The sequence below is a fragment of the Aquiflexum gelatinilyticum genome (assembly GCF_024813435.1).
In the GTDB taxonomy this organism is placed as follows: domain Bacteria; phylum Bacteroidota; class Bacteroidia; order Cytophagales; family Cyclobacteriaceae; genus Cognataquiflexum; species Cognataquiflexum gelatinilyticum.
The window spans coordinates 345466-365691 of the sequence record NZ_JANAEZ010000003.1; the positions used below are offsets into that span (position 1 = coordinate 345466).

Consider the following 20226-nt stretch of genomic DNA (forward strand, 5'->3'; position numbering starts at 1 on the left):
TTTGTTTTAGTCAAGGTATTGTTTTTAATTTCGGTTTCGTTAATTATTTGTATGAAAAAACTAATTGCGTTGATTGGGATTTTGTCTTTGGGAATTCAAATTGGAAATGCCCAAGATGAAGATATATTCGGGATAGATTCAAAAGCCAAATCCAAAACTAGGAAAAGCCAGAGTAATATTGGGAATGTTTTTAGGAATGCGATTGGGAATTTCAGTTTTGAGGTTTTTACAGGAGGTGCCTTCCATACCAATAAAATGGTGTTTACGTCTCTTTCTCCCTCGCTATATCCTATTGAGCAATTCCAAAATATTGAAATCCCCCAGCAAATAACTGCTGAAGATACCCTTACTTTTTCAGGCAATAATTTTGCCATCCCGGTCAATGCAGCAGTCAAAATCAATCTTTTCAATACATTGACTCTTGGTGCAGGTTATGGAAGGGAATTCGGAGGGATGTCAAGTCTGCGTTCAGGTGATTTGGAATTTCGTTTTGACAGGACCAACTATACTTTGGATAGGGCATTTGGTTCGATTGGATTGGTGCTGTATGATGCCAACAAGCGGGCGAAATTTTTGAGATGGCGGTATAAGGCTTTTGACTCCAACAACATCATGATGCAATCCGAAATGAACCAAAGGATTAGACAGATCTATCCTTGGAGATTTATGGCTGAAAGTGAATTTGGAAATGTCTACATGAGGAAGAATTTTGATGCTTTGGTCAATACCAATAACCAGTCTTTTTTCAACGTGGCTTTGCGGGTAGAAAAAGAATTTTCAGAGTACACCAAGTTTTTTGTCAAAACAGGAGCAGAATTCCGTAAATACAATTACCAGACAGAAATCCCGGAAGAATTTCAAACCATTGGTCAAAATCTTTTTTTTGCACAGGTAGGATTGTCAATCAGTCTTCCTAGCACCAAGAGGTGTAAAGTTCCCGGTTGTGGGGTAGTAATGAAGCACTTGCACAACGGAGTGGAATACAGGGGCAGCTCTATTTTTCAACTACAAAACCGAAGGGTTGGGCAGTGGTATTGATGCCAAATCAAAACCTGCCCCAAGATCGCTTTCCCTTTTTAAAACCGTATTCTTTTTATTAACTTGCAGGCTTATTGATCACCTTTTAAAATATGGCGCAAGGAGAAAACGAGAATATAATCCCTATTACAATTGAGGATGAAATGAGAGGGGCGTACATCGATTATTCGATGTCAGTTATAGTTTCAAGGGCCCTTCCGGATGTTAGAGACGGACTCAAACCGGTTCATAGAAGGATACTTTTTGGTATGCAGGAATTGGGTGTGATGCATAACAAACCCTACAAGAAATCTGCAAGAATAGTTGGGGAAGTATTGGGTAAATACCACCCGCACGGTGACTCTGCTGTATATGAGACCATGGTCAGAATGGCCCAGCCTTGGTCTTTGAGATATCCATTGGTAGATGGACAGGGAAACTTCGGTTCCGTAGATGGAGATAATCCGGCTGCGATGCGTTATACCGAAGCTAGGCTTAAAAGAATTGCAGAGGAGTTACTGATAGACATCAATAAAGAAACTGTTGACTTCCAACTCAATTTTGATGATTCTTTAAAAGAACCTGTGGTCTTGCCTGCCAAAATCCCTGCATTGTTGCTTAACGGTACATCAGGAATTGCGGTCGGAATGGCCACTAATATGGCTCCCCACAACCTTGGGGAAGTAGTAAGCGGGATCATCGCCTTTATTGACAACAGAGAAATTTCCGTAGCTGAATTGATGGAGTATATCATTGCTCCTGATTTTCCTACAGGAGGAATTATTTACGGGTACAATGGTGTAAAAGCAGCCTTTGAAACAGGGAGAGGAAGAGTAGTCGTAAGAGGCAAGGCAGAGATTGAAACCCGGGACAATGGCAGAGAATCTATCATCATATCGGAGATCCCATATTTGGTCAATAAGGCCAATATGATTGAAAAAACTGCCGCACTTATTAATGAAAAGAAAATAGATGGCATTTCTGCGATCAGGGATGAATCTGACCGTCAGGGAATGCGGATTGTCTATGAATTAAAAAGAGATGCGATATCAAGTGTTGTACTCAACAACCTATACAAGCAGACCCAGCTTCAGACTTCTTTTTCAGTCAATAACGTGGCCCTTGTAAAAGGCAGGCCACAGACATTGAACCTGAAGGACATGATTTTCCATTATGTCAACCACAGGCATGAGGTAGTCATCAGGAGGACAGAATATGAACTGAGAGAAGCTGAGAAAAGAGCCCATATCTTAGAGGGATACCTGATTGCATTGGATCACCTTGATGAGGTGATTTCCTTGATCAGGAGTTCAAGGGATCCTGAAACAGCCAGAAATGGTTTGATGGAAAGATTCAGCTTGAGTGAAATTCAGGCACGTGCCATTCTTGACATGCGTTTGCAGCGTCTAACCGGCATGGAAAGGGAAAAAATTCAGGATGAATACAATGAGATCATGACCTTAATTATAGACCTGAAGGATATTTTGGGTAGTGAGGAGCGTAGGATGCAGATCATCAAGGACGAACTCAATGAGATCAAAGACCGGTACAATGATGCAAGAAGGACAACTATCGAGCACAATGCCGAAGATTTCAGCTATGAAGACATGATTCCCAATGAGGAGGTAATCATTACTGTTTCCCATCAGGGTTATATCAAAAGGACAGCATTGACTGAATATAGGTCTCAAGGTAGAGGCGGTGTTGGGTCCAGAGGAGCGATCACCAAAGAAGATGACTGGACCGAATATCTTTTCACTGCTTCTACTCACAATTACCTATTGATTTTCACCGACTTAGGGAAATTATTTTGGCTGAAGACTTATGCGATACCTGAAGGCGCAAAAGCAACCAAAGGAAGACCAATCCAAAATCTGATCAATATTACTTCGGAAGACAAAATCAGGTCAATTATACAGGTCGGAGATTTGAATGATATTGATTATATCACCAACAATTACCTAGTGATGGTGACCAAGAAGGGGATTATCAAAAAAACCAACTTGGAACAGTATTCCAGACCAAGGACAAATGGGATTATCGCCTTGAATATCAGGGAGGACGATCAGTTGCTTCGGGTGGATATGACCAATGGAGATTCCCATATCATCATTGCAGCCAAGTCCGGTAGAGCAGTTCATTTCCATGAATCTACTGTAAGACCAATGGGAAGGACAGCCACAGGTGTGAAGGCAATTACGTTAAGTGATGTTAAAGACGAAGTGGTTGGCATGGTATGTGCTTCGAGAGAAGATGCAACACTTCTTGTGGTTTCACAAAAAGGATATGGAAAACGTTCACTGATCGAGGAATATAGAATAACCAACCGTGGTGGAAAAGGGGTGAAAGCCATGAACATCACAGAAAAGACAGGTTATTTAGTAGCGATCAAAGAAGTGGTGGACAGTGATGATTTGATGATCATCAATAAGTCAGGGATTACAATCAGAACTCCGGTGTCAGAATTGAGAGTGATGGGAAGGGCTACACAGGGGGTCAGGTTGATTAAATTAAGCGAAAGTGATGAAATTTCGTCAGTCGAAAAAATCACTAGGGAAGAAGAGGATGAAGTAGAAACTGCACCGGAATTATAATCCAACACTTATCATAGAATCAATAAAGAACCAAATAATTAGCAAAAAAGAAAACAAATGAAAAAGGTAATCTTATCATTGGCAATGGTTGCAGTCGCGACGGTTGCCTTTGCCCAGAAGAAAGTCGTCAGTTCCGCGGAAAAGAACTTCAAAAAAGGAGATCTTGAACTTGCAATTTCGGAAATTGATGCAGCTCTTGAAAACCCTGAAACCAAGGATGACCCAAATACCCCACTCCTTAAAGCCAGGATTTTGACAAAAAAATTCGGTCAGGATTCTTCCAATGTAGCTTCCACTGTAGAGATTGGCAGAAGTGCTCTTGATCAATTCAACAAGGCTATGGAAATGTCAGGAAATGATAAAGAGAGTAAAATAGGAAAAGAAGTTTATAAGGAGGAGATACCTGATCTTCCTGAAAACTTCAAGCCATACTCGATCAGAACCCTAAAAAATGCCGCATTTGAAAAGGCGATCAAAACCTATGAAAATGACGACATGGAAATGGCCTATGAGTTTTTCAACCTGATGTCCGACATCGATCCTACTGACACAACCTCTTCCTTCAATGCAGGGTATATTGCCAATGACCTTGGTAAATATGAAGATGCCAAGAAGCAATTCAAAAAACTGATTGAGATCAAAGATTACAATAAGCTGAGTGCTTATTACCTTTTGATTCAAATCTTGAGTGCTGAGGATAAAAATCCGGAAGAAGCATATAAGTATGTAACCAGAGCCAGGGCTGATTATCCTGATGATAAAACGCTGTCTGAATTTGAAGTTCAACTTTTGCTTCAGATGAACAAAATGGATGAGGCAATGGCTTCCGTAAAAGAAGCGTTGGCTGCAGATCCTAATAATGCAGGTTTACTGTTGAGATATGGTTACCTATTGGAGCAATCAGGCGATATGGCAGGTGCTTTGGCTGAGTACAAAAAGTCTGTGGTTGCAGATCCGAATTTCTTTGAAGGAAACTATTATACTGGAGCAATATTCTTGGATCAGGCAAGGGAGATTTTGGCAAAAATCAATGACCTATCTGATGAAGAATGGGAAAAAAATGCACCAACAATGACCAAGCAGGCCGAAGGTCTTTATGCCGAGGCAGTTCCATATTTCGAAAAAGGTTTGTCTTTAAAGCCTGAAAATGTTGAAATCATGGAAATTTTATTCAATGTTCACACAAGATTGAAAAACACTGCAGAAGCTGAGAAATACAACAAAATGCTTGTTGCAAAATTAGGTGCTGACTGGATGGAAAAATAATTCTAAGCATTTTAAATTACTTGAAAGGCCGTCAATTTTGACGGCCTTTTTTTGTTGCATTTTCTGATTTTGTTTACTGCCAATAAATTTTCATTTTTGCCGATTGATATAAAAAATTCCTTGTCAAATGCCGGCAAATATCAGATTCAGGATTTTGGTTTTATTTTTATTTTTTTCCTTTGATCTGGCAAAGGCTTCCAATGAGTCAGATACTGTTGCCAATCATAATCCAAAATTCCAAAAGCACTTAAGCCTTTTGTTCGAAACAGGTCCTATGATTCCAAAAAATACAGATTGGGGGGAATTCATCAACAACGGGTTGAATTATAAGGCGCTGGATTTGAGGCTAGGATTCAGAAATACAAAAAGCAATCTTTACAACAGGATTTACAGGTACCCCACTTATGGATTTGGACTTTACACGGCGACCTTCAAAAACGATTATATCGGCAAACCCAATGCAGTTTATGCATTCGCAGATTTGCCATTTACCAAGACTTTTCTGAATGGTAAATTGAGATACAGTTACTTTGCGGCATTTGGTTTGGCATTTAACTTCAAACCTTATGACCCGGATTCTAATCCCATCAACCTATTCATTGGTTCTTACAGAAATGGATATGTCCATGTAGGATTCTCTATGCGATATGCCATTACCCCATGGATGGACCTTGATGCTGCATTTGGATTGAAGCATTTTTCTAACGGCTCTATTAAAAAACCAAATTCAGGATTGAATTTCATTCCGTTTTCCATAGGATTGAAATCAACCCTCAACCGTGCTTCTTTTGAAAACGCAGACCTTTCAGATATACCTCAATATATCAGTAACAACCATGTGAATCTTTGGACTTCCGTTGGAGCCAAAAACTATGAAATCGGAGGTGACATCTACTTGAAGTGGGGATTCAGTGCCAATTACTTAAGGCAGACAGGATATAAACTTAGATATGGTTTAGGCTTGGATATGTTCTATGCCAATAACGGGATCTTGGCGGGGGATTGGGTGAAAAGCGGATTTATGGACAAAACCTCTTTTGCAGTAGTAGCTTCAGGAGAATGGATACTGAAAAAAAATTTCTCTATTCCATTGGGCATCGGCGTGTATATCCATAGGAATGAATTCAATGATGAACCAAGTTTTTACTATGAAAGGATAGGAATCAGGTATAGATTTTCCAACCAAATGTTTACCGGTATTACTTTAAAAGCCCATGGCTTCAAAGCCGATATCTTTGAATGGACTGTAGGATATTCCATTTTTAAAGATAAAAACAAGTATTGATTTAGGTATTTTAACAATTGGTACAACCCATTGATATAAAAAACAGTTTTTTTAGAAAATTGCTTGCAGTACATTTTATCCAAATTTTGAAAAACATGAAGAATCAAAAGTGGTGGCTATTTTGCTTATGTTACCTTTTCGTATTTCCTATTTTTGCACAATCCAATCCTTCATCTAAACTTTACCATAGCCTTTTGAGATTCAAGGAGACCAAGCGGATATTATTTGTCGCAGCGCATCCTGATGACGAGAATACGAGACTGATAGCCTATCTGGCAAATGCTGAACATGCTGAAGTGGCTTACCTTTCTTTGACAAGAGGAGATGGGGGACAAAACCTCATCGGCAGTGAACTCGGGATAGAATTGGGTTTGATAAGGACACAGGAACTTTTGAGGGCAAGAGAAACAGATGGTGGCAGGCAGTTTTTTACCAGAGCTTTGGATTTTGGATTCAGCAAAAATCCTGATGAAACTTTCAACAACTGGGAAAAGAAAAAACTATTATCCGACGTGGTTTGGATAATCCGCAAATACCAACCAGATGTGATTCTTAATAGGTTCAATACCATTCCAGGAACTACTCATGGTCACCATACAAGTTCTGCCATGCTTTCTGTGGAGGCATTTGAATTAGCTGCCGACAAAAACGCATTTCCCGAGCAACTCAAATACGTCTCTGTGTGGCAGGCTAAAAGTGTCTTTTGGAATGCTTACAATTGGGGGGGGCAATATGAACCAGAAGAAGGGAAAACTTACCACAGATTTTTGGTAGGTGAATACAACCCATTATTGGGGACTACTTATTCTAAGATTGCCGCAGACAGCCGTACAATGCACAAATCGCAAGGCTTTGGCTCGACTTCACAGATCGGTCAAGGCAACGACTTCATTGAATTGATCAAAGGAGAACCTTTTAAAACACATCCTTTTGAAGCAATTGAAAGCCGATGGAATGATCTGCCAAATGGCGGTGAAATTACCAAATCCATTGAAGCCGTGCTTTCCTCTTTTGACTTTATACAACCTGAAAATAACTTGGAAGGCTTGTTGAAAATCAAATCATTACTTGACATTCAAAAATCAAATGCCCTTTGGCTAACAGAAAAAAAACAACAGCTTGACGGGTTGATCTTGGAGGTGCTTGGAATCAAAGCGGAGTTTAATATCCGGAAAGAAATCGGCTATCCTGGAGAAAAGATCAATGCTGAATTTGTCTTTAATAACCCATCCCAAAGTGTCGTGAAAGTCAAATCCTTTGATGGTACACTTTTCAAGTCCCAAATCGATAAAGAACTGAATGGCAATATTCCGCTGACCATTCCGATTGAAATTCAAATACCCAAGGACTATCCCGTTTCTCAGCCTTTTTGGCTAGAAAAACCATTGGACGGTTCATTGTTTAATATTACCGAGCCGGAGAAAATCGGAAAACCCAACAATAGCCCAAGTATCCTCGGGTCAGTGTCCTTAGAAATAAAAGGGCAGAAAATCAAGATGGAGCTCCCTCTCCAATACAAATACAATGATCAGGTGGACGGAGAAGTTAAGCAGCCTTTCACCTTGGTACCTGAGGTCAATGTTCATCTGGACAAAGCCAATCTCTTTTTGGTGGAAGGCGCAGAACATAAGCTCCATGTGGAAGTAAGTTTTAGGGATAAAATACTGGATGGTGACCTGATGCTGAAGGGCTTGGCATCAAACCAATACCGTATAGTAAGTGTCGAAAAGGATGAAAGGAGAAAGAGAATACTTTATACACTTGATATCCTTGATTCTGACCAAGAGAAAAAGCAAGTTATGGTTACCTTCAGTAGTAAAGATGGCAGGGAATTCAACCAAGATACCAAACGGATTTCCTATAAACATATCCCTAATCTTACTTATTTCACAAGCACCACTTTGGGTGTAGTAAAGGCAGACATCAAAGTTTCCGGCCAAAAAATCGGATATATTAACGGGGCAGGGGATGATGTGGCTGAAATCCTTAAAAACCTCGGTTATGAGGTGAGCATCCTTGAAGATTCAGATCTTCAGAAAGACAGGCTAAAAGCCTTTTCCACGGTTATTGTTGGGATCAGGGCATTCAATGTCAATCAGGCACTCGCTTCCAATGTCGATCAGTTGATGGAATATGTGAAAGAAGGTGGAAATGTAATCGTGCAATACAATACTGGTTCTCCTTTGCTGACCAAAGACCTTGGACCGCATCCATTTTCTATATCAAGGGAAAGGGTTACTGTGGAAAATTCACCGATTCAAGTGGATTATTCCCATCCAATTTTGGCAGGACCTAATAAAATCACCCCTAAGGATTTTGAAGGTTGGGTTCAGGAAAGAGGGCTCTACTTCACCGCCAATTGGGACCCGAATTACAGTGCACCGATTGCCTTTCAGGATCCGGGAGAGGAATTCTTCCATGGATCTTTGATCCATACCAAATACGGCGAAGGGACATATACCTATTCTGGAATTTCCTGGTTCCGTCAGCTTCCGGCAGGCGTGCCTGGTGCAGTAAAAATATTTGTTAACCTTATTGAGCAGGGGAAATGAAAGATAAAATCAACTGGAACAACTGGTACTTAGGCTTGATGCTGACCTTGGGTGGTTTGGTATTGTTTTTTTACTGGCTTACCCATCATTTCGCATGAGTGCATTAGACTGGATTGTTCTTTTTGGTACCCTCATTACCATTGCAGGATATGGTGTGTACAAAACCTACAAGGTCAATGACATGGATGGTTATATCCGTGGCAGCGGTGACATGAACTGGTGGACAATCGGTCTTTCCATCATGGCGACACAGGCGTCTGCGATTACTTTTCTCAGCACACCCGGACAGGCCTATGAGGACGGGATGCGGTTTATCCAGTTTTACTTCGGATTGCCCTTGGCTATGATTATACTTTCGGTCACATTCCTTCCGATTTATTACAAACTAAAAGTATATACGGCCTATGAGTTTTTGGAAACTAGGTTTGATTTGAAAACCAGGACTTTGGCAGCTTTTCTTTTTTTGGTTCAACGGGGTCTTGCGGCAGGGATAACGATCTATGCACCTGCAATTATCCTTTCGACTTTGCTGAATTGGAACCTCACGTTCACCAATATCTTTATCGGGATGATGGTGATTGTTTATACCGTTTCCGGTGGGACCAAGGCCGTATCCATTACCCAAAAGCAACAAATGGCTGTCATGATGGGAGGGATGCTTTTGGCGGGAATCTTAGTTATCTATATGCTTCCGGTGAAGTTTACTGATGCTCTGCATGTCGCGGGTAAAATGGAAAAACTCAATGTGGTAAATTTTGAGTTCAATTGGGCCGACAGATATAATTTTTGGTCGGGGATGACCGCAGCGCTGTTTCTTTTCCTTTCCTACTTTGGGACAGACCAATCTCAGGTGCAGCGCTACCTTTCCGGTAGTTCGCTGACTCAAAGCAGGATGGGCCTGATGATGAATGGCCTGCTGAAAGTACCGATGCAGTTTATCATCCTCTTTATCGGGGTAATGGTATTTGTGTTTTACCAGTTCTTCCAACCTCCTGTTGTCTTCAATAAACAACAAACCGAGCAATTGGAAAACAGTGCCCTTAAGGAAGATTACAGGTTTTTGCAGGATGAGTTCACACAGGTTTTTCAGGAGAAAAACAAGGACATCCAAGACTTACTCAAAGCCGTGGATGCGGAGGACGAAGCCGGTATCGCCATGGCGAAGGATGGCATCCAAAAGAAAAGCCAATACCAGGAAACCATCCGAAATGAGGTAAAAGACCTGATTGTCAGAAACGACGCCGCTGCTGTTACCCGGGATACCGATTATATTTTCATGAGGTTTGTAATGGATTATCTTCCCAAAGGCATTATAGGGTTGTTGTTTGCGGTGATCTTCAGTGCGGCGATGTCTTCGTCTGCTTCTGAGTTTAACTCCTTAGGTACTACCACGACCATCGATATGTATAAGCGCTCTATCGTCAAGAATGCTAGTCAATACCATTATATGGTTTCTTCCAAATGGTTTACGGCGATTTGGGGAGGCTTTGCGATCCTGTTTGCGATTTATGCTTCCCTGTTTGAAAATCTGATCCAAGCCGTCAACCTGCTTGGTTCGCTCTTTTACGGGACGATTTTGGGGATTTTCCTCGTAGGTTTTTATATGAAGTGGGTCAAAGGTCACGCAGTTTTTATTGCGGCTTTTCTCGCTGAAGCGATTATTTTATTGATCCATTGGAAAAATGGCAGTACACTTTTGGGGGTTCAGATTGATATTGGATTTCTTTGGTACAATGCAATTGGCTGCATTTTGGTGATGTCATTTGCGGCCGTGTTACAGTTGTTTTTTGGAAGGAAATGAAAGCGATTAAAGTAAAAAAAAATTAAAAAAAAAGGCGCAATATTCACTTGCGCCTTTTTGGTTATAGAAGGTCAGATTACTCAGCAAAAGGGTCAAAATCCCATTCATTGAAAATTGCAATTACTTTGGCCTCCAAGTTTGAGAAATCTTTCATGTCTGTCGCATCAAATGCGCCGGAAGCAAATCCCTGCCACAATTGAGTCCCTGTATTGGCATCTATAAAATTTACCATAACTGTGCCTGCTTTGACAGGTACCATTTTTGAGTTTGTTGTTTTTGGACCAAACCCCAAATAGTTTTGACCATTTGTCAGGGTAAAAGTCCTTAATTCTGTTGGCTTTTCAAGAATATGGAAGTTAACCAACATATCCGGACTGCTTTTATCGTGGCTAAATCCTTTGGCAGCCAATTGTGTATCTATGGCGTCTTTGACATTCTTATTGGCGCTTGTGTTGTTGTAAATCAACATGGTGCTTCCGTCAAAGATTAACTGGTCTTCGGGGATATTCTCTTTTGTGAAAATCCATTCATATGTTTTATATTCACTCAAATCTATGTTTTCCCTTTTATCTGTAAAAGCCTTTTGGCCAAAGGCCAAAGTTGACACCAATGATATAAATAAAATTGAAGTTAAAATATATTTAAAATTTAAATTTTTCATGATTAAAATTGTTTTATTTCGTTAAACATCTTAATAAATATAACGAAATATATAACAAAGGGTTAAACACTGCTTAATGTGTGAAAAATATTCATCTAATTATTTGCTTAAAATAGAATTTTATGGTGACTGATTATGATATGCCATATATGTTTTCCTCAAATGGAGAATTACACAATAAAATTTTTTGTAATTTTCTAATAATTAGAGCGAATTCTCTTGAAAAAACTTCTAGAAAGACTTAAATCTCATGAAAACAACCCCAGAACACAATGAGCGTGTGGCAAAAATGACTTTTGCCTCGGTGTTTCCCCACTATATCAGCAAGGTGGAAAGCAAAGGAAGGACAAAGGAAGAATTGCTTCAGGTCATCACTTGGCTGACCGGTTTTGATGAAAAGAAATTGCAGGAATTGATTGATGAAAAAGCCAACTTTGAAATCTTCTTTGATAAGGCCGACCTAAATCCAAATGCGGGACTTATCACGGGATTAATTTGTGGTTACCGTATTGAAGAAATTGAAAATCCCGTCACCCGAAAGGTCAGGTATTTGGACAAGTTGGTTGATGAGTTGGCCAAAGGAAAAAAGATGGATAAGATTTTACGGGTTGGGTGAGGAGTTCCAATTCCACATTTACTTAAACCAGCCCTTTACTTTTTCTATCCACATTGAATTTTTTGCAGCTTTTTTTTCATCCCCGGAAATATCGTTGCTGATCAGCATGGCAATGGGTTTCAATTGGTCAAACTCTTCGCAGATTACTTTGAGGATGGAAGCAAATGGCAAAAATAGAATCATGCCTGCCACTCCCCATACCGCAGCACCGACCAACAAACTCAATATGGCGACCAAGGCATTGACATTGAGGCTACTGCCGACAATCTTTGGATTGAGAAAGTTGCTTTCAATTACCTGGATTGCCCAAAACCAAATAACCACCGCCACGGGAACCCATAGAGAGTCCGAAGACATAAAAGCGTAAAGTACCGGAATAACTGCGCCAATGGTGGTGCCGACAAAAGGTACTATGGATAACAGTGCTGCTAAAAATCCAAATAGAAAGGGATTGTCAATCCCTATGAGAAGCAATCCTATACTGTTGGCAAAACCCAAAATCAAAATCAAAATAAACATCCCCGAAAGGTATTGTTTTCCAACACGCTGTATTTTTTGGAGCATCCTAAAGATTCTATCCTGATTTTCTACCTCCCCAAAAGAGACAAATGCTTTGGTCAAACCATCCCGATAAATCAGAATCAAAAATGTAAATATGATGGTGGTAAATATGCCTGTAAATAGTGTGGCTGTAGTGCTAAATGTACTTTGTAATAATGTCCCGGATGATGCCTGAAGCCAACTTATTCCTTCCTCAATCAATTCTTCCCTATTCAAATCTTCAATAAAATTGATATTTCCATTTATATAGACAATTACCTCGGATAGGGTGTCCATTATTTTTCCAGTGAATCCTGCAATCTGATCCGAAAAATTCATAATCTGGGTTGAAAATAAAGTTAAAAATCCTGTTAAAATCAGAAACATCATCAGTAAAGAAAGGAAGGCAGCAAGCAACCGATTGACTCCCCATGCCTCTAATTTTTGAACGACCGGAAATAAGATAAATGACACTAGCAATGCCATGCTAAGTGGTATCAAGACAGATTTGGCAATCACCATCACGGCAAAAAGACCAAATACGAAGGCCAGCACGAAGAATAATTTGGAGAAGGATAGGTTCATAGGTTTTTCAATTTCATGTCTTTAGCGTAAAAAATGGCATAGAATTATTTATGCCGTTTTTGCTTGGAATCATTTAAGAAACCATATTGAAACAAAAGAATTCGCTACAAAGGTCGGGATTTTTTATAGGAAAGAGCATTAAAATATCAATTGTGTTTTACATAATTCGCAGAATGCTTTAATTGGTTCATTCATTTTTATGTATATCCGGATGAATGAACAAACCAAAATTAACTATAGGGATGTTCTAAAGGACATAAAAAATCCATCGCCCATTTTTACAGCTACTTTTTTTCTTAGCAAAAAAAGTAGCCAAAAAAGCCAAGATGGGCAGCCGCACATTCTGGCTATTAAAACTCCCGTTTTAATCCCTTATCCGCGCACAAGGCCTGTGCCGGCCTCCCGAAGTTTCGGGATCCTTCCTTCCCACTTAGAACAAACGGAGTTCAGTATTTAGATAGAAAATTTCGGAATTGGTCGGGAACGTGCAACTATGCGGATACTCAAATTCATCTTTAACATTTTCTATAGAACTGTCCTATCAGAAATTTAATGGAAGTAAGTAAACTGAGTAAAAACAGAAAGTTGGTTAAGATTACGCCGACTTGAGTTAACTTCAAGCATGGGAACAACAGAACAAAAAGAAGACAAAGAAATTGAAGCCATCAAAAAAGATGAAAAAGTGCAAAGGGCCCTGAGCGAAACCTCCCTTGTTGCACAAAAAGAAAGCCCTGAAATTGTGCAAAAACAAGTGCCCTTTCTAGGCATCACAGCCATTGTTTTTTTGTCATGTGGAGCTCTTTATTTTCTCTTAGGCTGGAAGAGATTGCCTATTCCGATTACCTATATTCCACTTGCCCAAAAAATTTTATTAGCCATAATGTTGGTTTCTTTGGTATTGTTTGCGATTAGGCTTTTAAAAAATATCGTTAACAGTAAGATTGAAGATAAAACCAAAGAATTTAATTTCAACCGGATCGCAGACTTATTTGCAGCCCTGATCATTCTTGTCATTATCCTTTCCCTTCTTTTTGCGAATTGGTATGCGGCTGCGGTTTCATTTGGAATTATATCCTTGATACTTGGTTTTGCACTGCAAAATTTGATCACGAGTTTTTTTGGATGGCTTTATATTTTGATCCGAAAACCGTTTGAAGTCGGTGACCGAATTAAGATAGGAAATGTCTTTGGAGATGTTATCAATGTGGGTTATCTCGACACCACCCTTTGGGAATTTCATGGGGATTATTTGTCATCTGATCATCCAAGCGGACGTATTATCAGGTTTGCCAATTCCAAGGTATTCGGTGAATATGTATACAACTATTCTTGGCCCTTGTTTCCTTTTATCTGGAACGAAATGAGCTTCTTTATTTCATATGACAGCGATTTTAAATTTACCAGCGATACCATTAAGCGTGTGGTTGAAGTTAAGATAGGTCAAGCAATGGTCAGAAGGGTGAAGCGATTCAAAAAGATATTATCAGAAACTCCAGTAGATGAACTAGATGTAAACGAATACCCGACGGTGATTTTGAAGGCACATGTCAATACCTGGATAGAGGTGACAGTGAGGTACCTGGTCGAACCAAAAAATTCCGGCCGTGTGAAAAGAGAACTTTTTGAAGTTGTTATAGAAGAATTAAAGAAAAATCCGGATAAGGTGATTTTTCCCAATACCAAGATGAAATGATCCTGCAAAAGATTTTTTTATGGGACAATGGAAATATATAACATAAAGATTGTCAAATACTTAAATCTCACAGTTTTTAGATTTTTACTTGAAAGTGGTAAAAGATGGAGAGTTTTTAATATTAATTTAATTTGACCAAAATTAACTATTGGGTTCAATGATCCATTTTGATTATCAGAATTATAGATAGAATTTCAGTAAAACCTTTTTACCTGTAATTAATTTTTGAGCGACATACTTTGGCGTTTCATACTTCTACTTTTGGAAAGACATTAGAAATAAAGAGAAACATGAAAACATCCAACCAAATATCAACTAATAACGGGAAGTATTTTTTTGATCTTCAAAACACATCTGCAAATATGAGTCTTTCAGAAGTTTTTGCAGAGAGAAGTATCTCCTATCTTAATGAATTGACACTATTTCTAGCCCATTTTAATTGTATTCCCAATTTAATTGAAGAGATAGATATTGATTGCAAAAAGGCCAATCTTTGGTTTAACAATAAGTTTGGATCAGAAGTTAAAGCGCATTATTTCAACAAAAGGTACTTCGGGGGAAGTGTTAAGGCAGAACTTGATGATATCTATTATTTTTTGGAGGAAGATTTATTGGTTGATTTTGACACCAACAGTTCCATAGTTAGATTTTTATTCAGAAAAACTGACCCTTCAAAAATTGAGGAAATAATTAAAGGAATTAAAAAATTCAAAAAAGGAAGGACCAAGCGAAAGCCTAAGATTTTATTGCTTGTTGGTGGCATGAAAGGGATTTATACAGAAGCATTGGCAATAACAAAGCCGAAATTGAATATTCAGGATAATTATAACGAAGGCTTTTATGAAGTTCATCAGACTATCATAAAAAGACTTTCCAAGAAAAATGATAAGGGTATAGTCCTGCTTCATGGCAAACCTGGAACAGGAAAAACTTCTTACATCCGGTACCTCATCGCATCACTTAAAAAGAAAATTATTTTTCTTCCGCCAAATATGGCAGGAGCCATTACAAGCCCAAACCTTATTTCCATTCTGATCGAAAATCCAAATTCCATCTTTGTCATTGAAGATGCCGAAAATATTGTAGTGGATCGGGAACGGGATGGAGATTCACCGGTATCGGCATTGTTAAATATTTCAGATGGATTGCTTGCTGACTGTCTGAATGTTCAAATAATCTGTTCTTTCAACATTGATATTTCAAAGATTGACAGTGCATTGATTCGGAAAGGAAGACTTATAGCAAAGTATGAATTCAAAGAATTAGAAGTGGCCAAAGCCCAACAGCTATCTAACAAACTCGGCTTCAAAACGACCTTTGACAAACCCATGACATTGACTTCAGTCTATAACCAAGAAGAAAAAGATTACCAACAAGCCAAAATTAGTAATCCGGTAGGTTTTCAACTTTTAAGCAAAAACAGGCAAGCCGAAAACTGTATAGAGTAGGCATCAAAATGAATTCAAAAAAATGGCAAATTTTTATTGTGAATATTGTGGGTCAAAGTATCCAAGTGTGGCTAGTTTGACGAGTGCCCAATGTATGAGGTTTCCCAATGGACCAAATAATGGAAAACACAAACTTTATGAAGGAAGCGAAAAATCACAATATGCTTGTAAATATTGCGCTACCAAATATTCTTCACTTCCTTCCTTGACAAGCTATCTATGCATGAGGCATCCAAGCGGTTCTAATAAAGGAAAACACGCACCGGCTTTATAGATTATGGATTCATTTACCGCCATAGATTTTGAAACAGCGCAGGGATACCGGTGGAGTATTTGTCAGGTCGGATTGGTCCGGGTGGAGAATCAAATCATTACAGAGAAAATATCAATTCTCGTCCGGCCGCCAAAAAATTACTATTGGAATAAATTTATTGACATACATGGAATTACTCCCGAACAAACTGCGGAATTACCAACGTTTGATTTAATTTGGGATCAAATTGAGCCTTTTATCACAAACCAGAATGTAGTAGCCCACAATGGATTCCGATTTGATTTTCAATGCTTAAAGGAGACACTGGCGTACTATGGTATTTCAAATCCGGTATTTACCGGGCATTGTACCTACCGCATATTTGGAGTTAACTTGGCTTTCCTTTGCAAGAACTATGGAATCCAATTAAACCACAATGATGCTCTGAGTGATGCAATGGCTTGTGCGGAATTGTTTAAAATTTATTCACAAAACCAATAATAGGAAGTTGAGTTAAGAGGTTTTATTTGTTGATTTTTATTTAAATGAGTTCACTAACTGATGTCCAAACGAGGCTACATATCGCGCTACTTGCTTATTCTAAAAAAGTTGAAATTAAAACCTTATTCAACTTATGAGGAATTGCAAGCCTATATAGAAAATCAATTCGATTACCTGCAGATGCAGGATGATACTTTGAATATTGGCTTTTCGAAGCGGACACTTCAAAGAGACATCAAGGAAATCAGAAACGTTTTTGGGATTGACATCGAATTTTCAAAATCCAACAAGGGCTATTTTATCAGTCAAAACAAGAATGAAAACATGAATTTCCAAAGAATGATGGAGGCATTCGATATGTTTAATTCTTTAAATCTGGCACAGGATTTAACTCCTTTTATTCACTTGGAAAAACGCAGGCCACAGGGAACAGAAAATCTATACGGACTTCTTCATAGTATCAAGAATAGGTTAAAAATCGAATTTACATATCAGAAGTTTTGGGATGATGAACTGAGCCAACGAATAGTGGAACCCTATGCTTTGAAGGAATTCAAAAACCGATGGTATATAATTGCTAAAGACTCCAAAGACAATGAAATCAAAAGTTTTGCTTTGGACCGTTTGACGCAACTTGAAATTTCAAAGCATACTTTTGTTTATCCCAAGAATTATAGCGTTGAAGAAAATTATCGCTATTGTTTTGGAATCATAAGTCCAAATGGAGAATCACCCCAAGATATTATTTTAGCATTTGACCCTTTTCAGGGAAAGTATATCAAAACATTGCCATTACATGACTCTCAGGTGATTTTGATAGACAATTCTGAAGAAATAAGGATCAAACTCAGGTTATGCCTTACTCATGATTTTTTGATGGAATTACTTTCTTTCGGAGAATACCTGAAAGTAATCGAGCCAAAGATTTTGGCCGATAAGGTGAAAAAATCCCATGAGAAAGCATATAAGCACTACTGATTTTGGAGAAGGATTTGGTAATTGTTGAGATTAATCCAACAAATCTGATTCCTATATTCTCATCGTTTATACCTTACGGTTACAAATAATTACTCCCCATTATTTTTTAACTATAAACTTCAGGTTTTGAACTCCTTTGCGAGAAGTCAATCTGACAAGGTATATTCCATTGGCAAACTCATTGACATCTATTGGGATGAGATTTCCGCTGGTAGGAATATCATTCAAAGTTTGAAGGACGGTTCCCTTTGAGTCCAAAACCTCTATATACTTGAGCTCAGGATCAATCATTTTAGGAAAGGCAATATGGATTATCCCTTGGCTTGGATTGGGGTAGATGGTGATTTCATTTTTATTTTCATCTGGTGTGGATAAAATCATATCCACCCGCACGTTGGCAGTTTTGGAGCTTTCATTTCCATAAAGATCTCTGACGGTGAGTGTAACCAAATTTTCACCATTGTCTTCTTTGGTAAAGTTTGATTTTGAAAGACTTCGGCTTTCAATTCCACAATTGTCAAATGAGCCATTGTCAATGTCTTCCGGCAAAAGCACCCCATTTCCATCTTCATCAAGCATCAAAGTAAAATTTCTGATCAAGACAGTTGGTGGATTTTTATCTACAACAGTGATTATTGCGCTTTGAGTATTTTCGTTTCCATTGATATCAATCGCTTTGAAGATTATTTCATTTTCTCCAATATCATTACAGTCAAATTCCGTTTTAGATAGTATCAACTCACGGATTCCCGCGTTATCTGTGGTGCCATCGTCAATTTCATCAGGTGAAATTTTTACTTGCCCCATTTCATTTAAATTGGCTGTAAGATTTTTTAACCTGATTACTGGCGGTTCGGTATCTGCTTTAGTTACATGGATATATTGGGTTCTGTTGATGGTTGAGGTTCCCAGAGAATTGGAGGCTCTTAATGAAACCTGAAAAACACCCTCATTTGGATAGGTAACGGTTGGGTTTTGGAGGTTGCTGGTTTCGGGATTTCCTCCTTCAAATGTCCATTCCCATGCTGTAGGAGTCTCGTTACTCAAATCAAAAAAATTAACTTTTTGCCCTTCATATATTTCCCTGTTATCTGCCCCAAAAAATGCCAAAGGTAATTGCAAAGCTGAGGGAGCCGTCAGACTTTCTATTTTTTTACTGAGTTCATTGGTACACACCGAGCAAAAATCCCTTCCAAGGAATCTCATTTTACAATTTTGATGCGGTCTAAACCATGTCGGTGATTCTTCATGTGCATATATTCCTATTCCGTTTTTATTAAGGAAATTTTTCCATCTAATTTCATTTGCATCGCTGGTTTTGGTCATATTGTAAGTTTCTCTTGCATATTGGCTTCCTGCCCAATACTCATCAGCCAAGCTGGAAAAAGTATGACCAAGTTCATGAATCATGATCTCTGCAGATTCGGGATTTGTCGAAAAAGTTGCAAATGTGCCTCCACCTCCTCCGTATCTTTGGTCGTTAACCATAATGAGTCCGATATCAAAAAATGGCGTATGGTTATTGAGAACTTCCAAAATCCTGTTGATTTGGGTTGGATACAGCAACCTCTCTATATTTAAAGTATTGAAAGAGCTCCCAAAATAATTATCAATAGGTTGGTCGGGACGGTTTGCCGCTCCTGAAACATTAGAAACCACCTTGACTGCATAAACATTGATTTTTTGAGAATAGGCATTCCATGGACTTTGGATAAGCATGCCGTCAATATTTTTTTTGACATCTTCAATGAATTTTTCCTGTTCGTTCAAGGTATATCCATCGCCCATTATTACCAAATTGAGCATTTGGTCAGGTGAACCGTTGTATCTGATTATTTCCATCCCAAAGTTTTGTCCAAAGGAACTTTGGTAAAGGAAGAACAATGAAATTAAATTGGCGATAAAAATAGCTACCTTCTTCATCGGACGTTTGGTTTATTATAGTTGAAGGTTTTTAATAATTCCCATTTATCCTCTGCGAGCTTTTCTACCTTGATTTGCTGAAAACAATCTTTCCATTGAAGCCTTATAAAAAATTTCGCTTCCTCTAATTCCACCGCTTCAGCAATCAATTTTCCCGTACTGTCACCTGATGAATATTCAACTTTCCTTAAAAGTGGATTGGCAACGATCATTTCTTGGCAATTATCCCCCTTCAAATCCATAAATGTCAGTTTAAGGTCTCCATCGTAAGATGAAGACAAGCCTGTTTCATTTCCTTTGTAAACCCCCACATTGATATAGGACTGATCTATTGAAATAGAATCTTTTTGATTGATATAAAACAGAATCAGGAGGATTTCAGGATTGGGCCTTACTTCAGTTGAATCTTCATTTTGGATCCCAAACTGATCTTCAGGCTTTACACTTTTGCACGAGAAGTGAAAAAACAAGAATAAAATGATGTGAAAATTTGAAATCCTGTTCATATTTTTC

General features: G+C 38.6%; 15 protein-coding genes. 11 read left to right on the forward strand and 4 right to left on the reverse strand.

Translation table 11 applies throughout. The features are described 5' to 3' along the window. Nucleotides 1-51: 51 nt before the first annotated feature. From NK987_RS09470 to NK987_RS09495, 6 genes are all read left to right on the forward strand, one after another. A complete protein-coding gene (locus NK987_RS09470; protein WP_259263649.1) occupies nucleotides 52-1038 on the forward strand; it encodes a hypothetical protein in 987 nt (328 codons plus the stop codon). Between the two features lie 92 nt (nucleotides 1039-1130). Continuing rightward, entirely contained in the window at nucleotides 1131-3611 is a 2481-nt protein-coding gene (gene gyrA / locus NK987_RS09475) for a DNA gyrase subunit A (RefSeq protein ID WP_258422777.1), read from the forward strand. A 57-nt stretch (nucleotides 3612-3668) separates the two neighbouring features. Next, nucleotides 3669-4877 (forward strand): tetratricopeptide repeat protein, encoded by a 1209-nt coding sequence (locus NK987_RS09480; RefSeq protein ID WP_258422778.1) that lies wholly within the window; start codon nucleotides 3669-3671, stop codon nucleotides 4875-4877. 127 nt (nucleotides 4878-5004) lie between these two features. After that, a complete protein-coding gene (locus NK987_RS09485; RefSeq protein ID WP_259263650.1) occupies nucleotides 5005-6162 on the forward strand; it encodes an acyloxyacyl hydrolase in 1158 nt (385 codons plus the stop codon). Nucleotides 6163-6257: 95 nt separating this feature from the next. After that, nucleotides 6258-8714, forward strand: a complete 2457-nt coding sequence (locus NK987_RS09490; RefSeq protein WP_259263651.1) for a PIG-L family deacetylase — start codon at nucleotides 6258-6260, stop codon at nucleotides 8712-8714. Between the two features lie 94 nt (nucleotides 8715-8808). Further along, on the forward strand, nucleotides 8809-10515 hold the full coding sequence (locus NK987_RS09495) for a sodium:solute symporter family protein (protein WP_259263652.1): 1707 nt from the start codon (nucleotides 8809-8811) through the stop codon (nucleotides 10513-10515). A gap of 76 nt (nucleotides 10516-10591) precedes the next feature. Here NK987_RS09495 and NK987_RS09500 read toward each other — a convergent pair whose 3' ends face one another. Beyond that, nucleotides 10592-11176, reverse strand: coding sequence for a DUF4136 domain-containing protein (locus NK987_RS09500; RefSeq protein ID WP_259263653.1), 585 nt, complete (start codon nucleotides 11174-11176; stop codon nucleotides 10592-10594). A 250-nt stretch (nucleotides 11177-11426) separates the two neighbouring features. Between NK987_RS09500 and NK987_RS09505 the strand changes: the two genes are divergently transcribed. Then, a complete protein-coding gene (locus NK987_RS09505; protein ID WP_259263654.1) occupies nucleotides 11427-11792 on the forward strand; it encodes a DUF2200 domain-containing protein in 366 nt (121 codons plus the stop codon). An 18-nt stretch (nucleotides 11793-11810) separates the two neighbouring features. Here NK987_RS09505 and NK987_RS09510 read toward each other — a convergent pair whose 3' ends face one another. Next, nucleotides 11811-12917, reverse strand: a complete 1107-nt coding sequence (locus NK987_RS09510; RefSeq protein ID WP_258422784.1) for an AI-2E family transporter — start codon at nucleotides 12915-12917, stop codon at nucleotides 11811-11813. A gap of 622 nt (nucleotides 12918-13539) precedes the next feature. Between NK987_RS09510 and NK987_RS09515 the strand changes: the two genes are divergently transcribed. The 4 genes from NK987_RS09515 (at nucleotide 13540) to NK987_RS09530 (ending at nucleotide 17790) form a co-directional block, all read left to right on the forward strand. After that, the gene (locus NK987_RS09515) at nucleotides 13540-14610 is read left to right on the forward strand and encodes a mechanosensitive ion channel family protein (RefSeq protein WP_259263655.1); all 1071 of its coding nucleotides are present in this window, start codon (nucleotides 13540-13542) and stop codon (nucleotides 14608-14610) included. Nucleotides 14611-14972: 362 nt separating this feature from the next. Next, nucleotides 14973-16058 (forward strand): AAA family ATPase, encoded by a 1086-nt coding sequence (locus NK987_RS09520; RefSeq protein WP_258422786.1) that lies wholly within the window; start codon nucleotides 14973-14975, stop codon nucleotides 16056-16058. 277 nt (nucleotides 16059-16335) lie between these two features. Beyond that, on the forward strand, nucleotides 16336-16812 hold the full coding sequence (locus tag NK987_RS09525) for an exonuclease domain-containing protein (protein ID WP_259263656.1): 477 nt from the start codon (nucleotides 16336-16338) through the stop codon (nucleotides 16810-16812). 108 nt (nucleotides 16813-16920) lie between these two features. Further along, the gene (locus NK987_RS09530; RefSeq protein WP_259263657.1) at nucleotides 16921-17790 is read left to right on the forward strand and encodes a helix-turn-helix transcriptional regulator; all 870 of its coding nucleotides are present in this window, start codon (nucleotides 16921-16923) and stop codon (nucleotides 17788-17790) included. Between the two features lie 99 nt (nucleotides 17791-17889). On the opposite strand, the gene NK987_RS09535 is transcribed toward NK987_RS09530, so the two are convergent. Both NK987_RS09535 and NK987_RS09540 read right to left on the reverse strand, forming a co-directional pair. Next, nucleotides 17890-19713 (reverse strand): M64 family metallopeptidase, encoded by a 1824-nt coding sequence (locus NK987_RS09535; RefSeq protein ID WP_259263658.1) that lies wholly within the window; start codon nucleotides 19711-19713, stop codon nucleotides 17890-17892. Beyond that, nucleotides 19710-20219 carry a hypothetical protein gene (locus tag NK987_RS09540; protein WP_259263659.1) on the reverse strand — a complete coding sequence of 170 codons (510 nt, stop codon included), beginning with the start codon at nucleotides 20217-20219 and terminating at the stop codon, nucleotides 19710-19712. The genes NK987_RS09535 and NK987_RS09540 overlap by 4 nt, the downstream gene beginning before the upstream one ends. Nucleotides 20220-20226 lie beyond the last annotated feature (7 nt).